Source organism: Dictyobacter alpinus, from assembly GCF_003967575.1.
Taxonomy (GTDB): domain Bacteria; phylum Chloroflexota; class Ktedonobacteria; order Ktedonobacterales; family Ktedonobacteraceae; genus Dictyobacter; species Dictyobacter alpinus.
Map to the genome: position 1 here is coordinate 719,475 of NZ_BIFT01000002.1, position 23,359 is coordinate 742,833.

Genomic DNA, 23,359 nt, shown 5'->3' on the forward strand with positions numbered 1-23,359 from the left:
CCGGTGCAGCGAACAAAAGGCCCATCTCTATCGGACATTCTTTCTATGTCGCGAGCACTGAGGTCACGTCACAAAACGTATCTCGAAAAGGTATAAGTAAGCCAAACCAACTGAGAAAAAAGTGTAGAAGCTTCCTGTAAGGTATGCCAGCAAGATGGCGCGAAAAGAAAGAGAAAAAAATACATGGCAGTCAATATGCTTACCACTTTGATTACACGTAAAAGCACTCAGAAAAAGCTCGCAAAAGATCTTCTGATTACGACTCCTGATGCCATTGTCGAAGAAGGTTTTATCAAGATTGGCGGCATCGACCAATGGATCACAATCCGCGGCGAGGACCAACACAATCCGGTTCTGTTTTTTATCCATGGCGGTCCCGCCTCAACCTATTCAATCTTTACCCCACTCTTGCGTCCCTGGGAAAAATACTTCACACTCGTCCAATGGGACCAACGCGGCGCAGGCAAGACCTTCCGCAAAAATGGAAGAACTGGCACTGGCCCCCTCACCTTTGAACGTCTGGTCCAAGATGGTATCGAGGTAGCGGAGTTTTTACGCACCCGCATAAGCCAGCCGATCATCCTCGTCGGAAGTTCTGTTGGCAGCTTTACCGGGACCATTATGGCCAGGCGGCGCCCTGATCTGTTCGCGGCCTATGTGGGTACTGACCAGAATACCGGCCCGGATGCCAGCGAGCTTTCCTATCAACTGACACTGGAGTGGTTGCGCAACGCAGGCAATACCAAAGGTGTGAAAGCGGTTGAGAAGCTGCGAGCCAAAAAAGATCAATTGACACCTCGCGAGGCCACCAGATTGCATCAATGGACGATTAAAGCGAACCCGACGGTTCCAAACATGATCATGGACCTGATTCTTCCAGCCATGCTGACCTCGCCCAATCACACGCTCCGCGATCTCATGGAGTACTTCAAGGGTATGAGCTTCTCGGCCGAACAACTGGCGCCAGAGATGAAAACAATCGATCCCCGCAAGCTTGGGCGACGCTTCGATCTTCCCTTCTTCGTCTTGCAGGGCGATACCGATGCGATTACTCCAACAGCGGCTGCGAAAGCGTACTTTGACGAGATTGAGGCACCTTACAAAGAGTTTGTCCTGATCAAGCAGGCTGGTCATCTCGCGGCTTTTGCCCGCTCGGAACAATTTCTCAACGAGCTTTTGCAACGCGTGCGTCCACTGGTGCTTCACCCGATTATCAACGCAAAATAATCAACAGCATCCCCTTTCACTCACATAGCGCGTGCTGAACAGAAACTATAGACTGCTCATTTCTCTTCTTTTCCTTTCGCTGAGAAATGAGCAGTCATCAACTTTTCCTTTAGAATTGCGGACACATCGACTAAGGGGGTATGTTGCCCGATAAGACCGAACATCGTAGCAATGTAGCTTACAAGGAGGATGGGGGCTCCGATTATTCCAATCAGGGAAAGGACTCGAGGCACGAGACGCGACTGGTAGAGCAGGAATCCCAGCAACAGGTCGCATATGGCTGGCATAAAACTTTGTCCCAGGAGGAAGATGCGATCATACAGGGTGACAAGCACATGGCTGGTGACCAATGCCTCTACTCCACTCCCCGTCTGCCGCAAGGTCACGATTGACAAAAGAACGATGAGGGAGGGAGAAATCTTTTCGACTTCACTCACGTGTCCAATAGGAATGTTTCTCTTCCCCATTCTTGATATAAAATTGTACGTTTGCTCCCGGGGGGAGAGATGCAAATTCCATAGTTCATTTATTGGACGGCGTATTGCCCATTGGCGGCTCTTGACTCTACTGTAAGGGGAGGGTGTATGCTTGTCTTACATGAGAGAGAGGGAGATAGGATTCGATGTTGAAGATTGGCGAGTTTGCGCGTTTGAGTCAGGTGTCGATTAAGACGTTGCGGCACTATGATCAGTTGGGGCTGTTGCGACCGTCCCAGGTTGATCCGGAGAGTGGCTATCGCTTCTATGAGGTGGGGCAACTGAAGGATATGATGCGTATTCAGGCGCTGAAGGATTGTGGATTGGCGCTTGAGGAAATTGCTCATCTTTTGCAGACGACCGATATGCAGGCAGTCCAGGCTTTGCTGGCACAGCGTGTAGAGGTTCAAAAACAGGTCGTACTGGAGGAGCAAGCCCGATTGCAACGGCTGCTGGCGCGGGTGGAGCAGCTAGCGAGTGTTGAACATGCTGGACAGCACTATGATGTTGTGCTCAAGCAGAGTGAGCCACTCACATTGGTAGGGCTGCGACAAAGTGTGGTTACAACACAAGAGATTGGTCCCTTTGCCTGGAAAGTGTTGCATCAGCTAGAGGCACAGAAATTGGTTCCGGCCGGTCCCTTGATCCATCTGTATTATGAAGAGTGCGGGTCTGGGGAGGGCATTGATCTCTTTGTGGGAGCCTCGGTGGCGGCCTTGCCAGCATCGCTGCCAGGACTGCTCTGCGAACGTCTGTCCGGAGAAATACAGTTGGCCTGTGTCCTTTATCGAGGAGATTATACGGAGATCTATGCCGCGTATGCCGCGCTGAATCGCTGGCTGGCAGCGACCGGCTATCTTCCCAATGGACCTGCCCGCGAAATCTATCACTATAGCCCTCTCCATTCAAGTGATTGCACCTCTTATATCACAGAGATTCAATATCCAATTCGTTAAAGACCACGATAGTACCCTGAAAAAGGAGTGTATAGGTATGACCATTTCAATGACCCCCTACTCAGGCCGCATGAGCTATTGTTTGATCAAGTCTATCCAGATGGTGCTGGCACACCAGGGCCACCACTATGAGCTTCCCTGGCTGGAATGTGTCAGTGGTGAGGCCTTTGAGTTTGTCTATCTACGTGACCACAAGAGCTTTTTTGTGGTGATTGGTGATCAATATCACCTGTCAGGCGAACATCTGTTGCGCACCCTGAACTACGAGTACACTTATACCGGCTCATCCGATGATGAGACAGCCCTGGCAGCGCTACGCATAGCACTTACGCAGGGTCCTGTGGTCGCGGGCATGCTGGATATGGGCTACCTCACCTATTCGCCCACGCACAGACAGGCAGCCGGGGCCGATCACGCCATTGTCGTACTGGCATTGGAACCAGACGAAGTCATCGTGCATGATCCCGATGGCTATCCAGCTGTCCCCTTGCCACTGAACCATTTCCTGAACGCCTGGAAGCGTGATATCTATACCGGCAAACCTTATGGTCTATGGCAGATAGGCGCGCAAGGCACCCCGCCCACGGACGGGGAGATCTGGGAAAAGTCGCTGGATCTGGCCCGAACCCATATGGCTCGTACATCGGTCACAACTGCTGACGGTGTTCAATTACTCTATGGTCCAGAAGCCATGAGAACGTTGGCCACTGACTTACAAACATTGCCAGATATCCCCCTGGGTGGTCTCCCCTACTTCAACTGGCGCGTCTCGGGTCAGCGCTGTCTGGATAGTGCCTTTTTCCTGAAAGAACACCTGCCGGAAGCCGCCGCAATCCGCTGGGAGGAAAGCCTGCTCTATGGTCGCCTGCAACAGGCCACAGCCGCTAACCAGCGCGAACGCCTCCCAGACATCTTGCATCGCCTTGCCGAGCACGAAACCCGCTTCATCGCTGCCCTTGGCTAAATGGTGCGTCCAATTGTTCTGGCCCCCACCACAACGAGATCCGGTCACTCACCCGACCGGATCAGCACAAGGCAGGGTGTTCTAGGAAACCGCAGCATAAAGCGCACATCATGACCCTTCACTAGTTTGATACCTTTGTATGCTATACTAGCAGAATTTGAGGAGGGTATTATGCATCCGGTTATGAACAACTCATTTCAACGTGATCTGGGGGATGGATTGGTGTTACGCTGGTCGACTGCTGAGGATATTGAACGCATCGCGACGCTGCATAGTTTCATTCATCGCGCTAATGCCACCGAGGCGCCAAATAGCAATGCCATCAGAATTATTCGCGCCCACATGAGTGGTGACTACCCATTGATGGGGCCACAGGATTTCGTTCTGGTCGAGGATACTACAAAAGAGGATCATCCGGTTGTCGCGACGGCTTGCTTATGGAAACAAACCTGGTCCTATGAAGGTATTCCATTTAGCGTTGGCCGGCCAGAGTGGGTAGCGACTGATCCCGCTTATCGCAATCGTGGACTTGTGCGTGCGCTGTTCGAGCAGCTTCATGCTCGCAGCGAGGCCGATGGAGACCTTGTCCAGATTATTACTGGCATCGCTTATTTTTATCGTCAGTTCGGCTATGAATATGCGCTTGAATTAGAAGATCGGCGGGCGACTCCTCTTGTGTTGATTCCTGAGCGATCAGCAGAGGGGCCCGAGCCATTAACCTTGCGGGAGGCAACTCCTACCGATATTCCAACCATAGAGGCGCTCTACCAGCGACGTCAGTCAACTTCTATTGTACGGGATGTGCCAACACACCAGCAATGGCTCTACGAAATTGATACCTGGAAAAAGCATCCTGAATGGCGCCACACCTTTGCTTTCCAGATGCTTGTCAGCGCTGCTGGCGAGACCATAGGCTTTTTGGCCAGTAATGCCTATCGTAGTGGCAAGACGCTGGTGGTCTGGCTACTGGAGTTTGTGGATGGAGTCAATATCCACAGTCTGATGCCTGCTGTGTTACGGGCGCTACGTGCTTATGGTCACGCGCTCGAAACCACCCGTCCTGGCATTCCAGCGTTCCAAGAAATCAGCTTTTCTCTGGGGACGACCCATCCGGTCCATGCTCTGCTGGGTCCAGCCTTAGATTATCCCAAAGAACCTGCCTATGCCTGGTATATCCGGGTTAAGGACCTTCCCGCCTTTCTGAAGCATATTGCGCCAGTGCTTGAACGACGATTGGCACTATCACCAGTGGCGGGATATAGTGGCGAGCTTAGCATGGATTTTTATCGCAGCGGTCTCCGTATGCGCTTTGAACATGGACGATTGCTAGATGTGGAAGAGTGGCGCACCACTCTCTACGGTCCTGAGGCAGACAGTGCTTTCCCTCCCCTGGTCTTTTTACAGATCCTCTTCGGTCATCGTAGTATCGATGAGCTCCGCCATATCCTTCCTGATATCTGGATCAGTACCGAAGTCAGACCACTCCTGCTGGCACTCTTCCCTACGCGACCTTCATGCGTGTTTACTTGGAACTAAAGAGCTGCAAACAGAAAATTGCCGGATCGACCTCATGTCGATCCGGCAACCATCTTCTCATAGAAAAAGGCTTCCACCAATGATACCTGACAGGGAGGAAGCTGGCATATCCATTTAACCATCCATTATCATCCTTGGGTCGTGGTTCATAAATGTACGCAAATCTGCGAAACTTGACCTCTGGCTCTTGATACTTCCAAATATCACACAACATCCAGTTGTGTAAGCGGCGCAAGATTCTATTCAAATTGCGCAAGAATATAGGCGCTTGTAATTTCCTTCTGCGGTACTCTTATGGCAAAAGAAATGCGGTATCCATGGAAGCGGCTATGAGTAAGCCACACTGCTTTCCATGGACAACCATTTATTACACTATAGTTTGAAAGAAAGAAGGAAGAAAACAACCATGTCTGAGAAAAAAACCGCTCTGGTAACCGGAGCTTCATCAGGAATTGGCCTTGAACTGACGCAGACCTTGCTGGCGCGGGGATATCAGGTCGTCGCCAACTCGCGCACCATTACCAGCGCGGGAACCCTGGTCGCTTCTGAGCGCCTCGCCCTCGTTGACGGTGATATTGCCGATCAGGAGACCGCAAAAAAAGTCGTCGATACAGCTGTCCAACGGTTTGGAAGGGTGGATCTGCTCGTGAATAACGCCGGGATCTTTATCCCAAAACCCTTTACTGACTATAGCACGCAGGATTTTGAGCGCCTGGTCAGAACGAATCTGATGGGTTTCTTCTTTGTGACACAGTATGCGATTGAGCAGATGCAAAAACAGTATTCGGGCCATATTGTAAACATTACCACCACGCTGGCCAATCAGCCGGTGGCAGGGGTTTCGGCATCCATGGCTCTTTTAACCAAAGGTGGCTTAAATGCTGTGACAAAAGCCCTGGCCATTGAGTATGCGGGCGAAGGTATTCGCGTCAATGCGGTTGCACCAGGCAACATTGATACCCCTCTCCACAAAAACGATGATTATGCTTTCCTCAGCAATATGCATCCAATCGCACGTATGGGTCAGGCATCTGAGGTTGTGGATGCGATCTTGTATTTAGACGCAGCCACCTTTGTCACCGGTGAAATCATTTCTGTAGATGGAGGAGCACATGCAGGCAAATGGTAATCAAAACGGCCCGGGAAAGAAGCATAGCGAGAGGCTCAAAGCGCTTGGTATCCAGCTTCCAGCGCCCCCGACGCCCCTTGGAAACTATGTAGAAACATCGTTGGTGGGGAGTCTGCTCTTCACCAGCGGCATCCTGCCCTTTGTTGATGGAAAGCTCCTTTTCACAGGCCGGTTAGGTGCTGATTTGACGGTGGAGCAGGGACAAGAAGCAGCCAGATATGCAGCGTTAAATGCACTGGCAGCGGCGAGCCATTTCCTGGGCGATATCGATCGTATTCAGAAAGTGGTACGCGTTGGCATAGCACTGATGACGACCGAAACCTTCACACAACATGCAGGAGTAGCCGACGGTGCCTCGGATCTATTGGCACAGATCTTTGGGAAGGAACAGGGACATACGCGCCTGGTCTCGGGGGTCTACAGCTTACCCGCTCGAACTCCGGTGGTTCTAGATGCAGTCTTTGAAGTTGTCGTGTAATACTATCAGGATGAATACAATGCAGGGATCGCACTTTCTTCTTCATGCCGCCGCCGACTCGTCACCGGAGCACCCATCAGATCAAACATATGGTATAGTGCTATTACTGGTACTGAGTACTCCAATTTTCTCCGAACTGACGAAAAGGCAGCAGAACAATGGAAGCATTGTTTTCTAAAGATGATTTTTCGGAAACAGCCCTTGACGTTCCGCCTGAGCACATCGTGCAAGCGAGTAGCGGCATGGGCTGGAATGGACTTGATATTGCAGAGGTTGTTCATCCGCATGAGGACTTTGCCTTGCCTGCTCTCCCTCGTCACGTCCTCGTCGTCAATCTCGGTTCCCCGACGAAAATTCAGGAACAGCTCGTTGGGCGGCAGGGCCAGCTCAAAACTGGCAATCTGGTTATTTTGCCTGCGGGAGCACCAACAAGCTGGCATCTGGAGCGCGAGGAAGAGGTGCGTCATCTGCATCTTTACCTCTCCCCCACGCTCATCCAAAGGGTCGCGGCCTCCGCTGATATCAATCCTGATAGCGTAGAGCTTGTTGATACACTCGGCGCCTTCGATCCACAGATCGAGTCCATCGCGCTCTCGCTGCTCTCGGAGATGCGCTCGGCTGGTCTCGGGGGAAAACTCTATGTGGAATCATTGGCGAACATCCTGGCTATCCACCTTCTCAGGCATCACTCTTCGGTAAAACAGCCCACGCTCTCAAAGCCCAATAGCCTGGCAAGGACGACGCTCAGGCCTGCCATCACATATATTGAAGATCATCTCGCTGAGGATCTCTCGCTCTCAGAGATCGCGGCAGCCGTACATCTCAGCCCTTACCACTTCGCGCGCCTCTTCAAAGAAGCTATCGGCCTTCCTCCCCACCGGTATGTCATCCAACGTCGGGTTGAACGCGCTAAACTGCTGATGACCACCACAAACTGGTCCTTCACTACTATTGCCCACACAGTAGGCTTCGCGCATGAAAGCCACCTGGCATTGCACTTCAAACGCCTCACCGGATTGGCCCCAAAGGACTACCGGTAACAGCGCAAGAATAGGTTGCTTACGCGCAAGAATATGGGCGCATCCCCCACCAGGCTCATGCTAGAGTAAGTACAGAAGCCGCTTCTCCAAAATGGACGGCTGCACACAATAAGATCACGAGGTTACAACAATGGAGTGGAGTCTGCTTCATACGTATCTGGCGACATCCTGGTACCCGGGCTATCTCATTATCGGCGCACTACTCATGGCTGGAAGAGGGCAGGCACGCCTGGCGCGGTTGGTCGTTTCTGCCGCCCTCTGGCAGAGCCAGCACAGGAGGCGCAATACAGTATGCGCATAGAACGACAGGCCACATCGGTTCGGGAAGCACAAGGGTCACTGCACACCCTTGGGTTGGCCGCCATCTGCTTCGGATTCTTCATGGTTATTCTTGATACATCCGTCGTTAATGTGGCGCTTCCGGCTATGCAACATGATTTGCATGGCTCGCTTGCAGGCTTGCAATGGGTGGTTAACGGCTATACGTTGACCTTCGCGAGCTTACTACTCAGCGCGGGCACGTTCGGAGATCGACTCGGGCATAAGCGCGCGTTCCTTATGGGTTACTGCCTGTTTACGGGAGCATCACTCCTCTGTAGTCTTGCCTCCTCGCTCAATACCTTAATAGCGGCGCGCGTACTTCAAGGAGTGGGGCCCGCGCTACTGGTTCCGAGCTCGCTCGCTTTGATCTCTCATGGTGTTCAGAACCCTGGTCAACGCGCCAGGGCGGTCGGTATCTGGGCAGGAAGTTCAGGCATCGGGTTGGCAGGAGGTCCGGTCATAGGTGGAATGCTGGTTGACATGCTGGGATGGCGCAGCATATTTCTGTTGAACGTGCCCCTGGGTCTTCTCGCCCTCGCGCTCACCATGCGTTTCGTCAGCGAGACGTCACGTACAACAACACTCAAACGTGACCTATGGGGTCAGGTATGCGTGATTGTTGCCCTTGCCACGCTGACCTATACACTTATCGAGGGGCGAAGCCAGGGATGGATCTCTCCTCAGATCGTCGGCATGTTTGTGCTGTGCATAGGAGCAACTGGCGGCTTCTTGCTCATCGAAATGAGGCACAGTACGCCAATGCTCCCCTTGCAGCTCTTTTCAGCGGCCGTCTTTAACATGCCACTCCTGGTTGGGGGCATTCTCAACTTTGGTCTGTATGGTGTCCTGTTTGTCCTTTCGCTGTTCTTTCAGGATATCTATCACTACCCGGCAGCGCTGGCAGGAGTCGCCCTGTTACCCATCACCGTCGCGACAGGATGCACAGCCCTGCTCTCAGGGAGAATCACCGCACGTCTGGGCACGCGCCGGCCCATGATCGGAGGACTGGCGGCGAGCGGTCTTGGCACCATCTTGCTTCTGTTAGGAGAAACTGGCAATACCATTGTTGTATTGCTGGCCGGAGAAATCATGCTTGGTCTTGGCTGTGGTATGACGGTCCCCGCCATGACAACGGCGATCCTGAATACGGTTCCCAGGAACCAGGTGGGGGTTGCGTCAGCCCTCCTGAATGCGAGTCGCCAGGTGGGAGGGGTGCTTGGTGTAGCCATCTTAGGCTCAATACTTGGTTCTCTAAGTGAGAGGAACGCCTTTCTGGCTGGCATGCATAGCGCACTACTGCTTGTGACGCTGTTGTTCCTGCTGAGCAGCGGGGCGGTCTCACTTATTTATCCGGCAGAGTAAGCATAAAAGATCATCATCGATAAATATCGATAAATAAAAAGGAGCATTCAATGAAAAACCCTGTGTATTATCGCACCGTCAAGGTAGATGAGCTTTCCATTTTCTACCGAGAGGCCGGGCCTGAAGACGCCCCTACCCTGCTGTTGCTGCATGGACTACCATCATCTTCACGGATGTATGAGCCGCTATTGTCGCGCCTGTCCGACCGCTATCACTTGGTCGCCCCGGATTATCCAGGCTTCGGCCATAGTGATTGGCCGGATCACACACAATTCGCTTACACCTTCAACACTCTCGCGACCGTGATGGAGCATTTTGGCGAAGCATTAGGCCTGGAAAAATACTCCCTCTACATGCAAGACTATGGCGGTCCGGTCGGCTTTCGCCTGGCGCTTGCTCATCCCGAACGCGTTCAATCGCTGATCATACAGGATGCCGTAGCGCATGATAGCGGCCTCGGCGAGAACTGGAAGCCGCGCCGTGCCTTTTGGGCCAACCGCGCCGCGAACGAGGAGACCTTGCGTACGAATCTTCTCTCGCTTGCTACCACGCGCACGCGGCATGTGGGGAACGATCCCCAATCTGAGCGCTACGATCCCGACCTCTGGACGGATGAGTTCCGCTTCCTTAACCAGCCAGGCCAAGCCGATATCCAAAGCGATTTGTTTTACGATTACCAGTCGAACGTTGCTTCCTACCCAAAATGGCAAGAATGGATGCGTCAAAACCAGCCTCAGCTGCTCGTTATCTGGGGAAAGTATGAGCTCTCGTTCGACGCTTCCGAGCCTGAAGAGTTCCGCCGCGATGTCCCTGCAGCTGAAGTGCACATCGTAGATGGTGGTCACTTCGCGCTGGATACGGCAGCAGATCAAATTGCCACTCTGATTGACAACTTCCTGACACAGAAATAGACAAACAAGAAGAGGAAGGAGTAAAGAAGACGATGACACAGACACTACATAGAAAGGTGGCCCTGGTCACCGGTGGATCACGTGGGATTGGGGCTGCCACGGCGCGTGCGCTTGCTGAACAGGGCGCCGATGTCGCGATCAGCTATACAGATAGCACCTCGACTGCGAAAGCAGAGGCGATTGTCAGTGAACTACAGCAGAAAGGAGTGCGTGCAGCAGCCTTCCGAGCGGATCAGGCTGATGCCGGGCAGGTCACGAGGCTGATTGAATGGGTTATCGAACGGTTCGGCCACCTTGATATCCTTGTCAATAACGCCGGAATCTTGCTCTTTGGGAATGTGACTGATCAGCAGAGAGATGAAGCCAGCTTTGCACGGCTGATGGCGGTCAACGTGGCTGGCGTGGCGACAGCGGTACGGGCAGCGGCGCAGGTCATGGGTGAGGGAGGACGTATCATCTCCATCGGCTCCTGGTTCGCCTCACACGTGGGAACTCCAGGCCTGGCCGACTATAGCGCGACGAAGGCGGCCATAGCAGGGTACACCAGAGGCTGGGCACGCGATCTCGGACCAAAGGGGATTACCGTCAATATGGTGCAACCTGGTGCGATCGATACCGACATGAATCCGGCTGAAGGCCCCTTTGCCGCCAATCTTGTGCCAACCATTGCCCTCCGTCGCTACGGTCGGCCCGAGGAAATCGCGGCAGCCATCGTCTTTCTCGCCAGCCCTGCAGCAGCATACATCACTGGCACAACGTTGACGGTCGATGGTGGGCTACTGGCGTAAGCGCGGGTCATGTGCACATTCATCATCAACGTCCAGAAGAAGGGATGAGCATACCATTGCTCTACTGCAGGGTGCCATTCATTTTTTTGCAACGGTATACGTCCCATCATGGACATGCTCCAGGTCCTTCACATGGGGCGAGAAGACAGCAATAATGGTCGTCAACAGGGGCTTTGACATAGGGTGAGGAGACGGCCCACGGCCGCAAGGGGATTGCCCTATATCTCTCTTTTTTCTTGTCCCGTTTCTTTGAAGATAATATGATGTTTCTTCATTTCCTATATGATGAAGTGACCTGGACACGACTCGTGTAGGGCAATCCCCTAGCGAGTTGCCGTCTCCCCGCCTCTCGATTCGGTTGCTTCAACATGATTTTGTTTCTCTGTTCCAGGCGACACCCACGATGTGAAATGAATTGGGCCTCCACTCTTTCACTCATAGCTATGCTTGCAAAAAAAATGAATGGCACCCATTCAAAGCTTACCTGTTGTATGACCTCGGGACGATCAAGTTGAATAAATCTCATCATGGGGAAACGCACATCCTTTTTGGAAAACGCATATTCTATCTGAAGATATGGCCGCACATAATCTTTTTGTGCAGCTACTGGTTGTTGAAGTATACCTGTATCCCTGGCATGCCTGACACTCCGACCGCAGGAAGATAAACCTACGTCTCATCCGCACTCAAAAGCATTGGGTATCAACGCTTTTGAGTGCGGATGAGACGTAGGTTTTCCCGGCTCCCGTAGGACCAAAAATTAAAACTTTCATGCTCCTCTTGTATTATCCTGCGAATCCCTCGGAAGAGGTATCCTGAATGTCGAAACGGACTATCTTGCCATCTTGAAAGTGGAAGACATGCCCGACCATTTTGTCCTGTAGCCCGTGCGTCTGGTTTTGAAGAGGCTTCCCTTCAAGATCGCGTATTGATTGTTGAACCTCTACAACAATTGACCCATCTGCAGCTGTGTTGAATTGCACCGGTTCGACATGAGGATTAATCATAGACCATTGGCGCGTCCAGTATTCTCGGACAGCTTCATGGCCATGAACGTAGCCTCCATCCATACCATTCGCCCAGGTGATATCATCTGCGAGCGCGACAAGAACACCATCGATATCTCGTGCATTGAAGCGATCATAAATATGCTTGAGGATCTCAATATTGTTATTTATGGCTTCCCTCCTTTTGATAGAGGTAGAAGGCGTACTGTTCCTACCCATTTAGATCATTGAGAGACTGTCAATTTCTCAAGTATAGATATTCAAAGCAAAGAAGTAAAGAGAAAATCTATGCTCATAGCATGCTTTTCAACTATGAACTCAAGGCTGAATGGCTGGAAGGGCAGACCCCATTAAATCCAGCAAGTTCTGAAATGCGCGTGATTTCCACTTTCTTTTCAGATAGATCGCCTGGGTATACAGATTGCTGTGATACGCGAATGGAAGCGCTTGCAATTTCCCTTGTTCCACTTCTTCCTGTACTGTGGCACGAGGTAAGAATGCAATCCCCAGGCCACACATCACGCATTGCTTGATCGCTTCTAGACTGCCAAATGAACATACAATCTGGTGGGCAGTGCCAGACTGCCTAAGTTCCTGCAGTAAGAGCGCGCGGTACGTACAGCCCTCTTCAGTGAGAATGAAACTCGCGTTGGCCAGTTTTTGTACTGTTACTTCGGGCAAGTGACTATAGGGGGAACCTATCTGGGTAATAATTGCAAACTCCTCTTTCCGCAACGGCACACACTCCAATTCCAGGTCTGATGAGACGACATCCAGGATCAGGCCGAGATCACATTGTCCTTCTTTGACGGCTCGTACGATTGATTCTTCATTCCCCGATTGCAAGGCTATTGTTATGCCAGGATACGTACGACGAAACGCCTGGAGCAAGGATGGGAGATAAAAAGTGGCCAATGATTCAATGGTCCCAATGGTAAGGGTTCCCGTTTCCTGTGTAGAGAGCTGTGCTTTTGCTTCCGCATGCAATGCCAGGATCTGCCGTGCATATTGTAGCAGCACTTCACCAGCTTGCGTTGGCTGCATCCTTTTCCCATAACGTTCAAACAACACTGCCCCATACTGCTCTTCTAACTTCTGAATCTGCATAGTCACACTGGGTTGCCCATATCCTAACGCATCAGCGGCGCGTGTGAAGCTACTCCACTTCGCGACTTCACAAAGTGTCCGCAGGTAGACAAAATCCATACCATTGCCTCCATCAAAATTATTGATACTTTTCATCAAAAAGTATAGCTCACTCTGATGCTAGAGTCTATGCTATAGTGTCCTACAACGCACTGTATCAGTGCAACAGCAGGTGCAAATCTTCCATCCTGTTCATTCATAATGATAGTGATCCGTACAGATAGGGAGATTTTGAAGCATTAGTGCGCCTGTGGATTCCGCTAGTGTTCCGCCGAAGCGGTTCACTCTATGGCTATTTTCTCCAGCACGAGGGAGCGAGCATGCGTCCTCTTCTCGAAAAATCGAAGATACTCATGGATTGTAGGAGATTACATGTTTGATCACGAGGTATACGTCATTCGTATCGCTTTACCCGGCGATATCGAGTCACTGATTGAATTATGCGCAGAACACGCGGCTTATGAAGAGGTTCAATACGATCCACAAGATAAGGATATACACCTTGCTGGCGCGCTTTTCACGGCTTCTCCACGTCTGTACGCCTGGGTTGTAGAACAGCATGGTCGCCTGATGGGATATGCCACGGCTACCGAAGAGTTTTCCACTTGGGATGCGGATGCCTTTTTGCATATGGATTGCCTCTACTTGCGCGAAGAGGTTCGTGGCGCAGGGCTGGGGCGACGGCTTATCAGGGAAATCGCCAGTCTGGCGCTCCAACTTGGCTGTGTCAATGTGCAATGGCAAACGCCGCTATGGAACGCACACGCGATCAGCTTTTACCAGCATCTGGGTGCAGAAGGCAAACAGAAAGTTCGCTTTTTCTTCGCTGCAGATGCTCTTGAAACGTTTCTTGAATAAGAAAGAAAAACTGCCATGCCACTATGGCTTTAACTGATAAGCGCATTCTCATTGAATGGCCTGGCTATGGCACTTCGAATCTGGTCGAGTGGATCTTTACCGTACGCAAAGATAACACCACGTTTGTCTGCATCACCAACGCCGGCTTTAGTGGAAATGAGGAAGGCGTCAAAAAAAGCCATAAATTCACCTTAAGGCTTCACGCAAGAAGGAGCGAGCCGAGCGATCGCACGTGCTCTATTGCTTGATCGCAGCGCTCTCATGAAGCGCATGAAGAGCTTCTCTGATGCCATAGTAGACGATGACGAGCGAAGCGAGCGGGTCGGCCCACCACCAGCCAAAGAGAGCATTGAGCAGGAGCCCTAGCAGGACAGCGCCAGCCAGGTAGGCATCGACCAGCGTCACCCGTCCTTCGGTGAGCAAGACTTCATTCTTGAGTTGCAGTCCGGTGACGCGCTTGCCAAAGGCAAGCAGCAACATGGCAATGAATGTCGAGGCAATCCAGATAATTCCTCCAATCGAGGTAAGCGGATGAGTTCCGATAAAGAACGTGTAGAGGAACTGCGCTATAATATAGATCACCAACAGGATGAAAGCGATGCCGATGAGACGAAGCGCGATGCGTTCGCGTTGAAGGTTGACGCCCGTAAGTTGCCAGACGACAACCATAGACGCAAAGATTTCAATAAGTGAATCCAGACCGAAGCCTGCCAGAGCGACGGAACGAGCGGCATATGCCGCTAGAATGATTAGAATGACCCCGACCACGTTCCATCCCAAGGTCAGATATTCGAGCAGTAAACCTCGTTTGAGAAGAGCTGTTTGATTCAAAATAACCTCCGTGCATAAATAGGTTGCTCCAATTGTAGCTCATCCCAAGTTGGAAGCCCACTGGCTTCGTGATACTGCGTTACCTGATGGAGGTGCTCACGCATCTTTGGGGGTGCTGACGTAGAAAAGCAACGTCCAATCCTTGCATTGTTTCCCTGGCTGTCTATGCCTTTACTTCTGTTGCGAAATGGTACTCCAGCCAGGCTTTTCTCTACGCCGTCAGTGTTTTGTGTCGATAGCGACGCTCGACAAGTGTTAAAAAGTAGCGGATGCGGGTAGTGAGTTGGGTGGCTGTGTGTTCAAGGGCCTGATAGCGTTCCTCTTCTGATGCATCTTCCTGGACGGGATCGGGAAAGCTCCAATGAATGAGCTCCGCCTCAGCCGGCCAGGTGGGGCATGCCTCGCGCACCCGATCACAGACCGTAATCACGTAGTCAAAATGCAGATTGCTCAATTCATCGATATGCTTGGAACGGAGGTGGGTATGATCAACATCCAGAGACGCTAACACCTGCATGGTCGTAGGATGGATGCCGGTTGGCTCTGTGCCTGCACTGGCGACCTCGACCCGTCCACTACTCATCTGCCGTAAGAGGGCTTCAGCCAGTACGGAACGTGCGCTATTGTGGGTACAGAGGAATAGCACGCGCAGTGGTCGTTGGGACATTGGCCACTGCTGCGGATCCGCTGGCACCTCCAGACTCCCAATCGCTGGATGTAAGACGTTGCCTGCGTTCAGATAAAGTGTACGTAGCACTTCAAGATCAAGGCTATAGTACAGTGAGCGCTCATCAGCGCTGCTGCGCCGTTCCTTAATCAGATGATGCTCCCTCAGTTTCCGCAAATGGTACGAGACGACATTCTGGGGTTCATGTAAGGCTTGAATGATTTCGTGTACGCTCCGATCGCTCTGCGCCAGTACTGTCACAATGTTCCAGCGGAGCTCATGGGCCAATAGTTTCAAGAATTCGGGGACGTGTGTTGTCGAAAGTGTTGCGCTCATATTCGTCTTTCTCCCTTTTACTCGCAAGACTTATGCGACAGCAGACTGTTGCTATCACGATGCACCTTTTCCTCTCTCGTCGAGAGGACTGCCTGGTTTTTTTGGGACTCAATTGCTTTGATGTTGGGTGTCGCTCGTAACCATTGATAGAGAGTAGCACTCAGGCATGTCCCAATGATAGGGGCAACAATATAGACCCATTGGTCTTGCCAGACTCCCATAATCAATGCAGGTCCTAGAGAGCGGGCAGGATTCATTGAGGCACCACTAATCGGGCCCCCCCACATGGCATCCAGGGCGACCGCAGCGCCAATCGTCAGCGCTGCCAGTTGTCCAACAGCTCTGGTATCAGTCGCTACAGAGATAATAACCATCATTAAGACTGCCGAAAGCAACACTTCCAGCCCAAATGATTGCCAGACGCTACCTGATGGGATGGTGGCTCCAAGTGCTGCAATGGAGCCGAAGAATCCACGAAGCATAACTGCCCCGAGTACAGCGCCCAGGACCTGTGCCAGAATATAGAACGGAACCTGGCGCCAGGGAAAATGGCGCGTGAGCGCAAAAGCAATCGTGACCGCTGGATTAAAATGCGCGCCCGAGAGATGACCCGTGGCAGCGATCATGACCATAATAATCAAACCGAAGGTGAGTGCGACGCCAACATGGGTTAATGCATGGGTCTGGGTATCGACCATGATAGCTCCGCAACCTGCAGTAACAAGGGCAAAAGTGCCTATGCATTCGGCGACAGCTTTTCGTGGTAAAGATGTCTGGAGCATCAGACTACCTCTAATCTGGTAGCAGGATCTTCGATCCAGGCACGAAACTGGCGCTCGATGGCATCACGAACCTGTCGGAAAGAGGCGAGACGTTCTTCCTCTGTTCCCTGAACTGCGGCCGGATCGGGGAAACTCCAATGGATACGTGTCGCTTTTCCAGGAAATACAGGGCACTGCTCGGCCGCATTGTCGCAGACGGTGATCACGTAATCAAAAGGCTGACCAAGAAACTCGTTGAGATGCTTGGAGCGTTGATGGCTGATATCTATCTGGCGCTCAGCCATCGCTTGAATGGCCAGGGGATTGACCTGAGAAGGCGCGGTACCTGCGCTCTTAACATCCATCTGTTCTCCAGCCAGGCTGCGGAGCCAGCCTTCAGCCATTTGTGAACGTGCGGAATTTCCTGTACACAGGATAAGGACCCGTTGTTTCATTACATTGTTCCTTTATGTATCAGTGTAGTAGTAGCACACAGCGTGTGCCATTGAACACATGTGTAGGAAGCAGCACGCAACTGCCAGGCTACAAATTAGTTCAAAATATATTGATACAAATAGTATTGATGTAATTAAGATACCAGAAAAGAAGCGTCACTGCAAGGTGTAGTTTCCAGTCTGCCTTTAACAGGCTGTTCTCCATAGATCGCATCATGATCATACACATCATCCAGGCCAGACCTACCACTGTAGTTTCTGCTTGCTCAGAGATGAGGGAGTGTACGCGCTCTCACACAATTATCTGTGTAACAAGTGGCCCTTAGTGGCCACTTGTTACACAGGTTCAAGTACATCTGTGTTTCTCTTGAGAGAATGGTTATCTCCCTGTTGGAAGATCCTGGCTATCCCTTCAATGAGAACGGTTATCCTGCGCTTGTGCCAGCAGTTCGCGTACGCGAGGGACCACCTGTGTGCCGTAAAGCTCAATATTGGTCATGAGGACTCGTTGTGTGAGACCTCCCATGCCGTATTTCAGATCGAAGTGGCTCGCTCCAAGAGCAGAAAGATTTTTCGCGATTTTCTGGGCGACGGTCTCGGGTGAGCCCACATAGAGCGCTCCTCCTGGACCAGTCTCATATAGAAAGGATTCTTTGGTTGGGACGGCGAAGCCGCGAATCTTGCTGTATCTGGCCATGACCTCCCGGTAATGTGGCCAGAACTCTTCGTGGGCCTGCTCGTCGGTCGCGGCGACATGACCTGGAGAGTGCACACCAATCGGTAAGGCAGGGCGCCCGAAACGTTCCAGTGCCTGCAAATACAGCCGTGAGAAAGGCACGAAACGCGATGAAGATCCGCCGATAATCGCGAGCATCAGCCGAAAGCCAAGGTGCGCGGCACGGATGACTGATTGCGGGCTACCGCCGACACCGACCCACACTGGAAATGGTCCAGATTCTGTATGTGGCACTATATCCTGGTTATAGAGTGGCGCACGCGTCTTGCCCTTCCAGGTGACAGGCCCACCCTTGATGATCTCCGCGAAGAGGCTGGCCTTCTCCTCGAAGAGCTCTTCGTAGTCGGAAAGGTCATAGCCGAAGAGGGGAAACGAGTCGATACTAGAGCCTCGTCCAAGGATAACCTCCGCTCGCCCATTAGAGACGGCATTGAGTGTGGAGTAGCGCTGAAAGACGCGGACCGGATCATCCGAGCTCAGTACCGTGACGGCCGAGCCGAGATGAATATGGGAGGTGAGGGATGCAATCGCGGCGAGCACTACATCGCCAGCCGATAGCGGAAAGTCATCGGTGTGATGTTCGCCAATTCCGAAGAAATCCAGGCCGATCTGGTCGGCAAGAACCCCATGTTCGACGAGGTGTCGGATAATCTGAGCGTGCGAGAGTGTGTGGCCCTCCTCATCATTTATGAAATCACCGAAGGTGTCGAGGCCAAAGGTAAATGGAAACTGTACGGGTTTCGTGCTGGATGGCGTTTCTGGCATGTCTGTGTGTCCTTCATATAGCTAATAGTATGGATCTGAGTGATATGATGCTGGCCTACACTGCCTTGGTGCGTACAGCCTGCTCAAACTCGGTTCGGCGCAAAGGTAGCCCGAAGACTGGCCCGCCAGGTTCGAGCAGGCGGCCCGCGCTCAGACGATCGAAGCGCACCGCGTCGTAGCCGATTCGTGTGATGAATGCAGCCACCGCGTCTACCGCGCGGGGATCGTCGCCAGCCACTCCGAGTGCACGACGCTCCGGTGAGCCTGCTGGCCAACGTTCTTCTTCGATCTGATGATAGCCAAGGTGATTCAATGTCTTTACCACCGTCGCGTTCACTAACCGGCGCTGAACGATCTCGCTGCTGCTGAAGCGGTGATCCTCAAACAGCTCCTGAACGCCATCGACTGGCGGCCAGTAGTTCATCACATCGATAACGAGCTTGCCAGCTAGCAGGGAGGGGTCCAGCTTCGCGAACTTGTGAAGCTGAATTGCTAGCACAACAATGTCTGCCTCTGCGACAGCTTCTGTGGCCCATCGTGGTTCGGCTCCTGGTGCCAGCACCTGCGTGAGTAGCACGATCTCTGAAGGGGCACCTGACGTTGCGATCGACACGTTGTAGCCCGCCTCTACCGCGATCCGTGCGATGATCGGGCCGACATGGCCTGCTCCGAGCACTGCGATCCGTGGCAGCCGCTCATGCGGCAGAGCGATATTTGTCATTTATACATACCTTCATTATATCGTATATACAACCTGTCAAGCGGTTATATCTATAACTGCTCGACAGGACTATGAATGTAGATTTAGAAGCCAAGGTTCTCATTGACCAGAACGACAGAGATGCGCCCAGGGAAAATTTCCCGATTGATGATCAGCAGTTTGTTCACCGCGCTATTGACACCATAGGCATTGAGAGCCCTCTCATCTTCAAGTGGCAGAGTGTATTCATAAAGACGGCGGAACCCGTCATTAAGGTTTGCCACCAGTTTCTGAACACCGACCACATAGATAACCTTTGCCGCACCAGACACCCCGGCTCCCAGCTGGCTCCCGCTCATTGAAGCAATCAGCAATTGGCCCTGTTCTGTGATTGCATGGACACTGGCGACAAGTACATCAGGGGCGGCGCCCAGCTGACGTTTGGCACGCTCCTGTCCCTCCTGATCAAACTCGACCAGACGATTGCGCACGACCTCATAACGACCGGATGACTCGATCTCAGCAGCGACCCCAATCTGGTCAATCGTCTGTGATGTTGCGTTGAAAACTTCGGCACCCTGAGGGATCAGTTCGAAAACCTTCTTGCGGGCCTCATCGGCATCCACAACCACGAAGGTCTGTATGCCATTGGCAGTGAGCGCCTCAGCGGTTCTCGCTATGCGCTCCTGAGATGCGAGGTAACTAAATTCCGTATTCGGCTCCAATTGAGACTTAGCCATGTCTATATAACTCCTTTATCAATCAGTAACAAAAAACACTTTACTGGGAATGCTTCTCTTTGCTTCCAGCTTTTGTTTGTTTCGTTCGCACCGGATAATCTTTTCTTGTTAAAATTAGTTTAAATGTAAACTAGTTTGGCAAAAAAATTTAGTCTGATCCAAGATTTCGGTCAAGGGTGAGTAACAACTGATGGAGCTCACGTTGATTTTCAAGCGTGGCGAACGCCATATACTTAACCACTAACTTTTCTTGTTCTGGGACCACCTGCGCAGCCAGTGCCCTGCCGCGTTCTGTCAAAGAGACCACATGTGTGCGACCATCCTCAGGATCAGGGCGTCTCTGTACTAAATCGCGTTGCTCCAAACGGTTGAGCAGTCCAACGATATTTCCTTTCGTCACAAATAGCAGGTTCGCCAACCTTTGCTGTGAGATGTCAGGATATGCCTGAAGATGGGCCAGCACTCCAAATTGTGCAGGTGTAAGGTCATAGCAATCCAGGTGCTTTGCAAGGTGTTTTTCAACCTTAAACCTGACACGGTTAAGGTGCAACCATGTCCGTACACCAAGATTAAGTTGATGCTTCATGCCTCACTCCTTGTCTTTAATGGTTGAAGTATAAACCAATTTTATACATGTGTCAAGGTGTAAATTTTATGTCTACTGCAACAACCCTTGACTTTTGCGTACCACTCAGGTATAATCGTTATATAAATTTTTTGAGAGCCCTCTTTGAAGGCTCTCTTTTTTTGCCCAATACGCCACTACTTTCGAGAGCATAGGCAACGCTCACATCACCCCAACTAGAATTATCCCTCTTGTCACCAGGAGCGTCAGCTCACCCAAGGAGGGCTTATGTTGTATCGTTACTGTTTAAAGCGAAGGACTCCAGAAACAACGGCTCTTTGACTGCTACGATCCGGGCAATATCAGGGCTTTTTAATTTTCAGTCGGGAGTAACGTCAGGCAAATCATATACAGAGTATTTCTCGTGTGGTGTGTGTTCTGTGGGCGGCCGCAGCCGCCCACAGAACACACACCACACGAGACTCCGGCGCCGTAGGCGCCAGGAAAAGGAAAATTAAAAAGCCCTGGGGCAATATCTGTAAATTTGCCTCAATCAACCTTTTATGATATATTTCAATTATTAAACCATAGAAGGAGAATCAGATCTATGTCTTCGCCAGTGTGCTAGGAAACCACTAAGGATAAACACATTCATGTCATTTCATGTATCGATAGCCAGTCGGCCATCGGTTAGTCCTGGTTGTTTCCTCTTCCTAGCACAAAGAAGGAGCGAAGATGAATTCATCTCCCAAACAAGAGCAGTTACAGCAACTGCTCAACGACCAACACGCGTCTCTACAAGACAGATTTCCCTCTGATAGACAAAAGAGTCTCCTTGCCCTTACACGCGCTCACGATTGGCATTTCCTTGAGGCTCAGCCCAGCGAGCTATACGAGACATCTTACTATACACATGGTTGGCAAAAAGCACTCTCCCTTTGCTTCTCTGCCTCTGCTTTACCCACCTCAGTAAGTAACATTGACAACACTCTTGATACATGGGCCGATTCTCTGCTGCAAGCATGTGACAGCCTTGCTAAAGGCGAACGCATTCTAGAGTACTGTAAAGCTGGTTTTCTCCGTATGCAGCAAGGCAAAGATGCCAACTTCCATGTCTGGGTTGCTGGTAAGAAAGTGCCTACTGAGTGGCGCGAACGGGCGGATTTGAGGTGGTGGACTGGCCTGCTGGCACGCCTCTATGATTCCGAAATACAGACCCTTCACGAGGCAAAGGGGCAGATACAACAGCAATTAGAGATCTTCGTGGAGCAATGGGATGAACAGATAGCGAGTGTCTATAAGACAACGCGAACATTAGATGACTATTACCGACGTCTCGGCGTGCTCTCTGTCAAGATGATGGTTTGTTACGACGAATATCCACCCTCTGTCTCGATTGGTGGTAGCACATTCGCTGAGTATCGGGAGGTACTTGGTATGCTCATAGCATATGCTTTGAAATATAGCGATATATGCAAAACCTTGCTTGCACATCACCCTTCTCTTTCTCTTAAAGCATACTTAGCAAGGCCCCATAATGATACCTTGCTGATAGAGGCGCTTGCTACAGCCCTTACCATGGATAGAGGCACGGTGCGTCTCGCATTGGATGCATATACGCTTGATGCTGAAAACGTCTCGTACCACTGTTCAACAGCTGACGTTCCCGCGCCTCCATTGCTCCGCCTCGGGGCCCAGCAGCGTGCATGGTCGCTGGCAGGATTGTTTACTGAGCCCCTCTTCTTTCTCAAACGCGAATTGAAGCGAAAATACTCTTATGAGTATCACACGGCTTCACATTTGCGCGAAGAAATCTTTCGCCAGGATGTGTACGCCCTCTTTCCAGATAAACGCTTCGTGAAAAGCATTGGACATGTGGAGTTGAGAGGAGCAAAAGGCATGCCTGCAACAGATGTAGATGCACTCATTTTTGATCGGAAAACAGGAGCGTTAGCTCTGTTTGAGCTCAAGTCGCAAGACCCTTTTGCGTACTCGCAGCAGGAACGTACACGACAACGCGACTATTTCTATGGCGCGAGGAAGCAAGTACTTGCCTCTACCGAATGGGTGAAACGCAACGGCGTCAATACTCTGCTTGGCCGTCTCGACCCGAAGCAAGTCAAGCGGCTCAAAGCGCAGAATGTCTACATCTTCGTGCTTGGACGCTATCTTGCGCATTTCTCTGATGGTCCTGAGTTCGATACGCGTGCCGCATGGGGCACTTGGCCACAAGTATTGCGCCTCATTGACGCAACTGCTTTTGCGGCAGATGACGCCAACCCGATGCAATCACTGTATAACAAAATGGTTCGAGATACGCCTTTAGCGTTCTCTAGCTCTCTGTTTGCTCAACAAGAGATGATGATCGGAAACACGCATATCTATATGTATCCCTCATTCGAGACATACAAGAATAGGTTTTAAGGTGTCAATCCCAACAGTATAAGGTCATCTTCTTTGTCCTGGTGTTCGCTCTTTTAGCTGCTTGGCCCGCTAGCCGAACACACTTCTCTCTCGGACTTCCAATAGCAAATCCGTCAGGATTTAACCTGTGAGTTCGTTTGTGGAGGATGTATACAGCTCATAGCGTTGCCATCCCCGTGG

Annotated in this window: 24 protein-coding genes; 12 read left to right on the forward strand and 12 right to left on the reverse strand. The window is 51.5% G+C overall.

Annotation, left to right across the window (positions count from 1 at the left end; translation table 11 throughout):
- The first annotated feature begins 183 nt into the window (after positions 1-183).
- Positions 184-1,227, forward strand: coding sequence for an alpha/beta fold hydrolase (locus tag EL633_RS25280; RefSeq protein WP_126630053.1), 1,044 nt, complete (start codon positions 184-186; stop codon positions 1,225-1,227).
- A gap of 56 nt (positions 1,228-1,283) precedes the next feature.
- Here EL633_RS25280 and EL633_RS25285 read toward each other — a convergent pair whose 3' ends face one another.
- Positions 1,284-1,694 (reverse strand): DUF4386 domain-containing protein, encoded by a 411-nt coding sequence (locus EL633_RS25285; RefSeq protein ID WP_126630054.1) that lies wholly within the window; start codon positions 1,692-1,694, stop codon positions 1,284-1,286.
- A gap of 155 nt (positions 1,695-1,849) precedes the next feature.
- Here EL633_RS25285 and EL633_RS25290 point away from each other — a divergent pair, with 155 nt between their 5' ends.
- From EL633_RS25290 to EL633_RS25330, 9 genes are all read left to right on the forward strand, one after another.
- Positions 1,850-2,659 (forward strand): MerR family transcriptional regulator, encoded by an 810-nt coding sequence (locus EL633_RS25290; protein ID WP_126630055.1) that lies wholly within the window; start codon positions 1,850-1,852, stop codon positions 2,657-2,659.
- Positions 2,660-2,696: 37 nt separating this feature from the next.
- Positions 2,697-3,623 (forward strand): YobF C-terminal domain-containing protein, encoded by a 927-nt coding sequence (locus tag EL633_RS25295; RefSeq protein WP_161982425.1) that lies wholly within the window; start codon positions 2,697-2,699, stop codon positions 3,621-3,623.
- A 171-nt stretch (positions 3,624-3,794) separates the two neighbouring features.
- The gene (locus tag EL633_RS25300) at positions 3,795-5,159 is read left to right on the forward strand and encodes a GNAT family N-acetyltransferase (protein ID WP_126630057.1); all 1,365 of its coding nucleotides are present in this window, start codon (positions 3,795-3,797) and stop codon (positions 5,157-5,159) included.
- A 406-nt stretch (positions 5,160-5,565) separates the two neighbouring features.
- A complete protein-coding gene (locus EL633_RS25305; RefSeq protein WP_126630058.1) occupies positions 5,566-6,288 on the forward strand; it encodes an SDR family NAD(P)-dependent oxidoreductase in 723 nt (240 codons plus the stop codon).
- Positions 6,272-6,766: a RidA family protein gene (locus tag EL633_RS25310; RefSeq protein ID WP_126630059.1), complete on the forward strand. Its 495-nt coding sequence runs from the start codon at positions 6,272-6,274 to the stop codon at positions 6,764-6,766. Before EL633_RS25305 ends, EL633_RS25310 begins: the two co-directional genes overlap by 17 nt.
- 158 nt (positions 6,767-6,924) lie before the next feature.
- Positions 6,925-7,806 (forward strand): AraC family transcriptional regulator, encoded by an 882-nt coding sequence (locus EL633_RS25315; RefSeq protein WP_126630060.1) that lies wholly within the window; start codon positions 6,925-6,927, stop codon positions 7,804-7,806.
- A gap of 135 nt (positions 7,807-7,941) precedes the next feature.
- Positions 7,942-9,489, forward strand: coding sequence for an MFS transporter (locus EL633_RS25320; RefSeq protein WP_126630061.1), 1,548 nt, complete (start codon positions 7,942-7,944; stop codon positions 9,487-9,489).
- A 50-nt stretch (positions 9,490-9,539) separates the two neighbouring features.
- The gene (locus EL633_RS25325) at positions 9,540-10,400 is read left to right on the forward strand and encodes an alpha/beta fold hydrolase (RefSeq protein ID WP_126630062.1); all 861 of its coding nucleotides are present in this window, start codon (positions 9,540-9,542) and stop codon (positions 10,398-10,400) included.
- 32 nt (positions 10,401-10,432) lie between these two features.
- Positions 10,433-11,188 carry an SDR family NAD(P)-dependent oxidoreductase gene (locus tag EL633_RS25330; RefSeq protein ID WP_126630063.1) on the forward strand — a complete coding sequence of 252 codons (756 nt, stop codon included), beginning with the start codon at positions 10,433-10,435 and terminating at the stop codon, positions 11,186-11,188.
- A 785-nt stretch (positions 11,189-11,973) separates the two neighbouring features.
- On the opposite strand, the gene EL633_RS25335 is transcribed toward EL633_RS25330, so the two are convergent.
- Together EL633_RS25335 and EL633_RS25340 are read right to left on the reverse strand one after the other, a co-directional pair.
- Complete coding sequence (locus tag EL633_RS25335; RefSeq protein ID WP_161982426.1) at positions 11,974-12,414, reverse strand: nuclear transport factor 2 family protein; 441 nt, start codon at positions 12,412-12,414, stop codon at positions 11,974-11,976.
- 99 nt (positions 12,415-12,513) lie between these two features.
- On the reverse strand, positions 12,514-13,401 hold the full coding sequence (locus EL633_RS25340; protein ID WP_126630064.1) for a LysR family transcriptional regulator: 888 nt from the start codon (positions 13,399-13,401) through the stop codon (positions 12,514-12,516).
- 312 nt (positions 13,402-13,713) lie between these two features.
- On the opposite strand from EL633_RS25340, the gene EL633_RS25345 reads away from it, so the two are divergent.
- Positions 13,714-14,199 (forward strand): GNAT family N-acetyltransferase, encoded by a 486-nt coding sequence (locus tag EL633_RS25345; protein WP_126630065.1) that lies wholly within the window; start codon positions 13,714-13,716, stop codon positions 14,197-14,199.
- A 29-nt stretch (positions 14,200-14,228) separates the two neighbouring features.
- Here the strand turns inward: EL633_RS25345 and EL633_RS36765 are convergent, their stop codons facing one another.
- The 9 genes from EL633_RS36765 to EL633_RS25385 form a co-directional block, all read right to left on the reverse strand.
- Positions 14,229-14,381 (reverse strand): hypothetical protein, encoded by a 153-nt coding sequence (locus EL633_RS36765; RefSeq protein WP_161982427.1) that lies wholly within the window; start codon positions 14,379-14,381, stop codon positions 14,229-14,231.
- A 55-nt stretch (positions 14,382-14,436) separates the two neighbouring features.
- Entirely contained in the window at positions 14,437-15,030 is a 594-nt protein-coding gene (locus EL633_RS25350; protein WP_218027582.1) for a cation efflux transmembrane domain-containing protein, read from the reverse strand.
- 211 nt (positions 15,031-15,241) lie between these two features.
- Entirely contained in the window at positions 15,242-16,033 is a 792-nt protein-coding gene (locus EL633_RS25355; protein ID WP_126630067.1) for an arsenate reductase/protein-tyrosine-phosphatase family protein, read from the reverse strand.
- A 17-nt stretch (positions 16,034-16,050) separates the two neighbouring features.
- Positions 16,051-16,815, reverse strand: a complete 765-nt coding sequence (locus tag EL633_RS25360) for an MIP/aquaporin family protein (protein ID WP_126630068.1) — start codon at positions 16,813-16,815, stop codon at positions 16,051-16,053.
- Positions 16,815-17,249: an arsenate reductase ArsC gene (locus EL633_RS25365; protein ID WP_126630069.1), complete on the reverse strand. Its 435-nt coding sequence runs from the start codon at positions 17,247-17,249 to the stop codon at positions 16,815-16,817. Before EL633_RS25365 ends, EL633_RS25360 begins: the two co-directional genes overlap by 1 nt.
- A gap of 412 nt (positions 17,250-17,661) precedes the next feature.
- On the reverse strand, positions 17,662-18,750 hold the full coding sequence (locus EL633_RS25370) for an LLM class flavin-dependent oxidoreductase (protein WP_126630070.1): 1,089 nt from the start codon (positions 18,748-18,750) through the stop codon (positions 17,662-17,664).
- A 55-nt stretch (positions 18,751-18,805) separates the two neighbouring features.
- A complete protein-coding gene (locus EL633_RS25375; protein ID WP_126630071.1) occupies positions 18,806-19,471 on the reverse strand; it encodes an NADPH-dependent F420 reductase in 666 nt (221 codons plus the stop codon).
- 83 nt (positions 19,472-19,554) lie between these two features.
- Entirely contained in the window at positions 19,555-20,190 is a 636-nt protein-coding gene (locus tag EL633_RS25380; protein ID WP_126630072.1) for an LUD domain-containing protein, read from the reverse strand.
- A gap of 148 nt (positions 20,191-20,338) precedes the next feature.
- On the reverse strand, positions 20,339-20,776 hold the full coding sequence (locus EL633_RS25385) for a MarR family winged helix-turn-helix transcriptional regulator (protein ID WP_126630073.1): 438 nt from the start codon (positions 20,774-20,776) through the stop codon (positions 20,339-20,341).
- Between the two features lie 714 nt (positions 20,777-21,490).
- Between EL633_RS25385 and EL633_RS25390 the strand changes: the two genes are divergently transcribed.
- Complete coding sequence (locus EL633_RS25390; protein ID WP_126630074.1) at positions 21,491-23,179, forward strand: hypothetical protein; 1,689 nt, start codon at positions 21,491-21,493, stop codon at positions 23,177-23,179.
- Positions 23,180-23,359: the final 180 nt, after the last annotated feature.

Bases quoted from the DNA above. Each gene is read 5' to 3' on its own strand.
- EL633_RS25280 (WP_126630053.1), top strand. From the start codon at position 184: ATGGCAGTCAATATGCTTACCACTTTGATTACACGTAAAAGCACTCAG.
- EL633_RS25285 (WP_126630054.1), bottom strand. From the start codon at position 1,694: ATGGGGAAGAGAAACATTCCTATTGGACACGTGAGTGAAGTCGAAAAG.
- EL633_RS25290 (WP_126630055.1), top strand. From the start codon at position 1,850: ATGTTGAAGATTGGCGAGTTTGCGCGTTTGAGTCAGGTGTCGATTAAG.
- EL633_RS25295 (WP_161982425.1), top strand. From the start codon at position 2,697: ATGACCATTTCAATGACCCCCTACTCAGGCCGCATGAGCTATTGTTTG.
- EL633_RS25300 (WP_126630057.1), top strand. From the start codon at position 3,795: ATGCATCCGGTTATGAACAACTCATTTCAACGTGATCTGGGGGATGGA.
- EL633_RS25305 (WP_126630058.1), top strand. From the start codon at position 5,566: ATGTCTGAGAAAAAAACCGCTCTGGTAACCGGAGCTTCATCAGGAATT.
- EL633_RS25310 (WP_126630059.1), top strand. From the start codon at position 6,272: ATGCAGGCAAATGGTAATCAAAACGGCCCGGGAAAGAAGCATAGCGAG.
- EL633_RS25315 (WP_126630060.1), top strand. From the start codon at position 6,925: ATGGAAGCATTGTTTTCTAAAGATGATTTTTCGGAAACAGCCCTTGAC.
- EL633_RS25325 (WP_126630062.1), top strand. From the start codon at position 9,540: ATGAAAAACCCTGTGTATTATCGCACCGTCAAGGTAGATGAGCTTTCC.
- EL633_RS25330 (WP_126630063.1), top strand. From the start codon at position 10,433: ATGACACAGACACTACATAGAAAGGTGGCCCTGGTCACCGGTGGATCA.
- EL633_RS25335 (WP_161982426.1), bottom strand. From the start codon at position 12,414: ATGGGTAGGAACAGTACGCCTTCTACCTCTATCAAAAGGAGGGAAGCC.
- EL633_RS25340 (WP_126630064.1), bottom strand. From the start codon at position 13,401: ATGGATTTTGTCTACCTGCGGACACTTTGTGAAGTCGCGAAGTGGAGT.
- EL633_RS25345 (WP_126630065.1), top strand. From the start codon at position 13,714: ATGTTTGATCACGAGGTATACGTCATTCGTATCGCTTTACCCGGCGAT.
- EL633_RS36765 (WP_161982427.1), bottom strand. From the start codon at position 14,381: ATGGCTTTTTTTGACGCCTTCCTCATTTCCACTAAAGCCGGCGTTGGT.
- EL633_RS25355 (WP_126630067.1), bottom strand. From the start codon at position 16,033: ATGAGCGCAACACTTTCGACAACACACGTCCCCGAATTCTTGAAACTA.
- EL633_RS25360 (WP_126630068.1), bottom strand. From the start codon at position 16,815: ATGCTCCAGACATCTTTACCACGAAAAGCTGTCGCCGAATGCATAGGC.
- EL633_RS25365 (WP_126630069.1), bottom strand. From the start codon at position 17,249: ATGAAACAACGGGTCCTTATCCTGTGTACAGGAAATTCCGCACGTTCA.
- EL633_RS25370 (WP_126630070.1), bottom strand. From the start codon at position 18,750: ATGCCAGAAACGCCATCCAGCACGAAACCCGTACAGTTTCCATTTACC.
- EL633_RS25375 (WP_126630071.1), bottom strand. From the start codon at position 19,471: ATGACAAATATCGCTCTGCCGCATGAGCGGCTGCCACGGATCGCAGTG.
- EL633_RS25380 (WP_126630072.1), bottom strand. From the start codon at position 20,190: ATGGCTAAGTCTCAATTGGAGCCGAATACGGAATTTAGTTACCTCGCA.
- EL633_RS25385 (WP_126630073.1), bottom strand. From the start codon at position 20,776: ATGAAGCATCAACTTAATCTTGGTGTACGGACATGGTTGCACCTTAAC.
- EL633_RS25390 (WP_126630074.1), top strand. From the start codon at position 21,491: ATGAATTCATCTCCCAAACAAGAGCAGTTACAGCAACTGCTCAACGAC.